This window comes from Thiolapillus sp. (assembly GCF_048562965.1).
GTDB lineage: Bacteria > Pseudomonadota > Gammaproteobacteria > Chromatiales > Chromatiaceae > Thiolapillus > Thiolapillus brandeum_A.
In genome coordinates this window covers 1-5,324 of record NZ_JBHNMF010000218.1, presented here as the reverse complement: position 1 = coordinate 5,324, position 5,324 = coordinate 1, and the positions used below count along the sequence as shown (strand labels likewise).

Here is a 5,324-nt window from a genome sequence, read left to right as displayed (position 1 = left end):
ATAGTTTGCCGCTGATTTGCTACGCTGGCTCAGCTGACAGAAGCCTCGGTAGGTTCAGCTGCCGATAGGCAATGAATCCGACAGAAAATATAGGCATTTGGGGACAAAAAGCAAGAGAAATCCGTAAACAACTAGGGCACGGCATCGACAGATTATATGGGGACAAGCGTAAAAATGAGGTTTGGAATGATACAACAACAATGGCCAGGGGGCGCACGGTGATCCCTGAAACCAAAGAACTCTTCAGCTCCCATATTCCCGCCTTGCAGGTGTTGATGAGCATGGGCTATACCTACCTGCCCCCTGAAGCGGCCATGAAACAGCGTGGCGGCAATACCGGCGAGGTTTTGCTACGTAACATTTTAATTGGCGAGTTGCGCAAGCGCCGTTTCAGCTGGAAGGGTAAGCAATACCCCATCTCTAATAATGCCATTGATGAAATCGTGCGCCAGCTTGCCTCTCCCGGTCTGGGTGAAGGACTGCTGACAGCCAATGAACGGCTCTATGACCGTTTAACCCTGGGCATTACCGTTACCGAGTTTATCGATGGCAAAAAGGCGCAACCCGCCATCCACATCATTGACTGGAATCATATCGAGAACAATCAGTTTCATGTCACCGATGAATTTGAGGTGCTGAATACCGCAGGCACAGGATTGAGACGTCCGGATATTGTCTGTTTTGTAAATGGTATTCCTCTAGTTGTGATTGAGGCTAAGCGTCCTGATCCTCACAACCCTCACAAGGACATGATCAAGGAAGGCATCTCCCAGCAACTCCGTAATCAGGGCGTGGCCGAGATTCCGAACCTGTTTGCCTATTCCCAGTTGTTGTTCTCGGTCAATGGCCTGGATGGTCGTTATGGCACCACCCGCACACCGGCAAAATTCTGGGCACTGTGGCGGGAAGAAGATCTGGATGAAACAGTCTTTGACCAGATCAAGAACAGCGAGCTTGATGATACTCAGAAAAAGGCGCTTTTCGGCCATCGCCCCCATTGGATGCGTCAGTATTTTGATGAGCAACGCGCCCAGGGCAAGTTGCTGCCCACCGGGCAGGACCGCCTGCTCATCAGCCTGCTGCGCCCAGGTCGATTGCTGGAATTTATCCGCTTCTTCATTTTGTTTGATAAACGCAGCGGCAAAATTGCTGCCCGCTATCAGCAATACTTTGGCATCAAGCGTCTTATCGAGCGCGTTAGCGAAAAGGATACACATGGCTCCCGCGAAGGCGGCGTCATCTGGCACACCACCGGCTCAGGCAAATCGTTCACCATGGTCTTTATGGTCAGGGCGTTGATTCTGCATGAGGCCTTGAAGCAGTGTCGCTTTGTTGTAGTGACCGACCGGATTGATCTGGAGAATCAGCTCAGCAAGGTATTCGCCAATGCCGGGGCGCTGGCCACACCCCGCGATATCGAACGGGCTAAGGCACGTACCGGCAAGGATTTGGCGGAACGTATTGGCAAGGGTACGGAGCGGATTCTGTTTTCCATTATCAACAAATTCGCCGCGGCGGCCAAACAGCCGGAATGCCATAACCCAAGCTCGGATATTATTGTGCTGGTGGATGAAGGGCACCGCAGTCATGGGGGAGAAACCCACCAGCGCATGCGCCAGGCCCTGCCCAATGCCGCCTTTATCGCCTTCACCGGCACGCCGCTACTGCACAAGGACAAGACCACCAACAAATTCGGCCCTATCCTGCATGCCTATACCATGCAACGGGCTGTGGAGGATGGCACGGTAACGCCGTTGCTCTACGAGGAGCGCATCCCGGAACTGGGCACCAATGCCAAGGCAATCGACAACTGGTTTGATCGCATTACCGAAGGACTGACAGACAAACAAAAGGTCGATCTGAAAAAGAAATTTGCCAAAAAAGGCGCTGTTTACCAATCAGAAAGCCGTATCGAACTGATTGCTCACGACATCTCAGACCACTTTACTAAAAATATTCCTGATGGCATGAAGGGGCAACTGGTAACGGACAGCAAACTCTCGGCCATACGTTATAAAAAGCATCTGGATGAAATTGGACTGTTGTCCACCGCTGTGGTGATCTCCCCTCCCGATACCCGTGAAGGACATGCCGAGGTCGATGAGAGCCAGTTGCCAGAACTGCAGCAGTGGTGGAAGGATAATGTGGGTGACCAGAGCGGTGAGGCCTACACAAAAGACATCATACGCCGATTTGCCGAGGAAGAAGATCCGCAACTCCTAATTGTGGTGGATAAGCTGCTCACCGGCTTTGATGAACCCCGCAATGCGGTGCTTTACATTGACAAGCCACTGAAAGATCACAACCTTATCCAGGCCATTGCCCGCATCAACCGCCTACATGATCAGAAACAGTTTGGCTTGCTCATCGACTATCGCGGCATTCTGAAAGAACTGGATACGGCACTCGAAGCCTATCAGGAACTCGAAGAACGTACTCAGGGTGGATTCGATATCGACGACCTTGCGGGACTCTACCGGCAGACAAGCACTGAGTATAAAAAACTACCCATGCTGCATGAATCCTTGTGGGCGCTGTTCAAGGATGTGAAAAACCGTGGTGACCTGGAACAGTTTCGGCAGGTGCTTATTCCCCAATACGAAAAAGATGAGGCGGGCGAATTATATGACATGCGTCAGAAAGTCAGGGATGACTTTTATGAAGCACTGAAAGACTTTAGCCTTTGCCTGGAAATTGCCCTGGGTTCAGCCAGTTTTTATGAGGACAGCAGCTTCACTGAAGAGGACATTAAAACCTATAAACGCGACCTGAAGTTTTTTACCAACCTGAGGTGCATTACCCTGCAGGATGCGGGTGAGACTGTGGATTATTCTACTTATGCGGCACGTATCAAAAAAATTATCGACAAGCATGTGGTTGGTGAAGACATCAAGGAACCAGAGGGTGTTTACCTCGTCAATGAACTGGGTAAAAAGGATGACCCGGCCGACTGGTCTGAAGAAAAGACCCGTAACGAAACCGACATCATCCGCACCCGGATCAAGAAAACCATCGAGCAGGACCTTCAGGATGATCCTTATGCGCAGAAAGTCTTCTCTGAATTACTCGAAGCGGCTATCAAGGAAGCGGAGGCGCAATTTGAACATTCCTACAAGCAGTATGCTCTGTTCAAGGATCTGGAAGAACAGGTAGAAAAAAAAGCTGTGCCGGATATACCGGAACCACTGGCCGAGAATCCCCATGCCCGTGCTTATTACGGTGTATTCAGAGTCGTATTGGGTAAGGGTGTGTTTGAGAACATTTCAGATGAAGACCATCAATTATATATCGATCAGGCTCTGAATATCGACAGGACCGTGGATGATGCGGTGGCCGAACATTCACTCAATCCACAGAATATCGAAGCCGAGATCCGCAAGAAGCTGTTGCCGGCCTTATTCAATCTGATTGGCATGGATAAGGCCAAGGAAGTCATCGAACAGATTATTCAGATCACACGCCTCGGGCTGGCAAAACAGGATTCCTGAGACGATGAGCCAACTGAAATGCCGGTATGGCGATTATGAATTCCACTATAAGGTGATCTATCTGCCACCGCGAGAAAAGCAAAGACGAAAGATTGCCATACACATCCACCCTAATGGTTCTGTACAGGTTGATGCACCTGAAGGTACGGAAGCCACCGATATCAGGCAGGCTGTTGGTAAGCGTGCACGCTGGGTAGTCAAGCATCTGGCAGAAATCCGGCAACGTCAGCGTGAGGTATTAGCACGCCGGTATATTAGTGGAGAAAGCCACTTTTACCTGGGCCGCCGCTATATGTTGAAAGTCAATCATGCGCCACGGTTGGCAGCAGAAGTAAAGTTACTGAGAGGTTGCCTTAAGGTATCGACACCAAACAAATCACCCGATGCAGTTAAAGAGTTGCTTTGGGAATGGTACAAGGCACATGCAAAAACCACATTTCGGCGCCGGCTGGACTTACTAATTGAACAGGTGCCGTGGGTACGAGAATCACCTCCAAAGGTTCGTCTACTGACCATGAAACGACAATGGGGTAGCTGCTCACCCAAAGGTGATATTATTCTTAACTCTCACCTTGTAAAAGCACCCTGCGACTGCATTGATTACGTCATAATGCATGAGCTTTGTCATTTACGGGAGCATAATCACAGCCAAAATTTTTACAGACTGCTTGGCTTGCTTATGCCAGAGTGGCAATCAGTAAAAGCCAAACTCGATAATATGTCCGAGATTCTATTGAATCAGTGAACTATAGTTGCGGTAAATCGTATCTTATATGCTCAATCTCCCATGCTTTGCTGGACTCTGATGTTCGAACAAGCACTTCATCACCTTCACACTTGCCGAGACAGGCCCTGGCAACCGGTGCATTTACAGATACATAGTTCCTCTTTCCGTAGATTTCATCGGGACCGACAATTCTAACAGGCTATTGAAAAAGCCATCGATTTTCCCACTATTTCCACTTGGGAATGGAATTTGATTGCCTTTTTGAGGGTAAAGCATCGTTTTTCGATAATCTTGACCCAATTCCCCCTATGCCGGACAAACGGTCGAGTAGATGGGCTCCACAACAGGTTAGGATCGTGTTGGCATTCTCTGTTTGCCGGCTGGTTTCCCACCGGTGCCGCAATATCCTCTCCGTACTGTCGCATCACCACACCCCTCACAGAACCGTGCTTGCGCTACTCACGCACACGGCTCCTCAACAACACGCTTCCCGTTGAGAAGTGGACCCCAATTATTGGACAGTGCAATAAGTGTTTTCCTGATTCAGGCCACCTTTCTGGCTGCCTCCTCATAGTACACGTCATTCGGTGTCCGCCGATCAAGATGCTGATGCCGTCTTTCTGTATTGTAGCAAGCGTGTCTTCGGCCTCGTGATAGATTTTGGGACATCCCAGTCCCCAAAATCGACTCGGCCTTTGACAACCTATTGGTGCCCCAGACGTCCTGGTCACCAAGCACTACGCAACAACTTCGCAAGCTCGTTGCTGCTCCGTACTTGCCTCCCAATGACTGGACGCCGCGTTTGGATGCCTACTTTGCTTCCCCTCTGGCGCTATGCGCACGACGGGTAAGCAGTGCGGCCTCGCGGCTACTGGGGTCTACCAGCCTTCGCTTCGCTCTCCATGGCTGGCAGCGAATGTGTCGATTCCAACCCTATAATGCAAACACCCAAAAAAGCTAGGGTTTACACCGTGGATTGCAAAAAGCCTTTTTTATCAGCGTGATCTCTTCATGGATCTGCAATTTATCGCCAGCCTGGAAGTCCCCCAGGGAGCCTGCAATGGCCGCTCTAATCTCCTTTCGGCGCAATGTCGTTTTCTCATCATTTG

The 5,324-nt window shown here is 50.1% G+C and carries 4 protein-coding genes; 3 read left to right on the top strand and 1 reads right to left on the bottom strand.

Annotation, left to right across the window (positions count from 1 at the left end; translation table 11 throughout):
* Window positions 1-200 precede the first annotated feature (200 nt).
* Complete coding sequence (locus tag ACOCD2_RS11670; RefSeq protein ID WP_419588389.1) at window positions 201-3,488, top strand: type I restriction endonuclease subunit R; 3,288 nt, start codon at window positions 201-203, stop codon at window positions 3,486-3,488.
* A 4-nt stretch (window positions 3,489-3,492) separates the two neighbouring features.
* Window positions 3,493-4,233 carry a M48 family metallopeptidase gene (locus ACOCD2_RS11665; RefSeq protein WP_293652418.1) on the top strand — a complete coding sequence of 247 codons (741 nt, stop codon included), beginning with the start codon at window positions 3,493-3,495 and terminating at the stop codon, window positions 4,231-4,233.
* Between the two features lies 1 nt (window position 4,234).
* On the opposite strand, the gene ACOCD2_RS11660 is transcribed toward ACOCD2_RS11665, so the two are convergent.
* On the bottom strand, window positions 4,235-4,405 hold the full coding sequence (locus ACOCD2_RS11660) for a GreA/GreB family elongation factor (protein ID WP_293672812.1): 171 nt from the start codon (window positions 4,403-4,405) through the stop codon (window positions 4,235-4,237).
* A gap of 460 nt (window positions 4,406-4,865) precedes the next feature.
* Here ACOCD2_RS11660 and ACOCD2_RS11655 point away from each other — a divergent pair, with 460 nt between their 5' ends.
* Window positions 4,866-5,066, top strand: coding sequence for a hypothetical protein (locus ACOCD2_RS11655; RefSeq protein ID WP_419588388.1), 201 nt, complete (start codon window positions 4,866-4,868; stop codon window positions 5,064-5,066).
* The last annotated feature ends 258 nt before the right edge of the window (window positions 5,067-5,324 follow it).

Coding starts and splice junctions, on each gene's coding strand:
- ACOCD2_RS11670 (WP_419588389.1), top strand. CDS start 201: ATGGCCAGGGGGCGCACGGTGATCCCTGAAACCAAAGAACTCTTCAGC.
- ACOCD2_RS11665 (WP_293652418.1), top strand. CDS start 3,493: ATGAGCCAACTGAAATGCCGGTATGGCGATTATGAATTCCACTATAAG.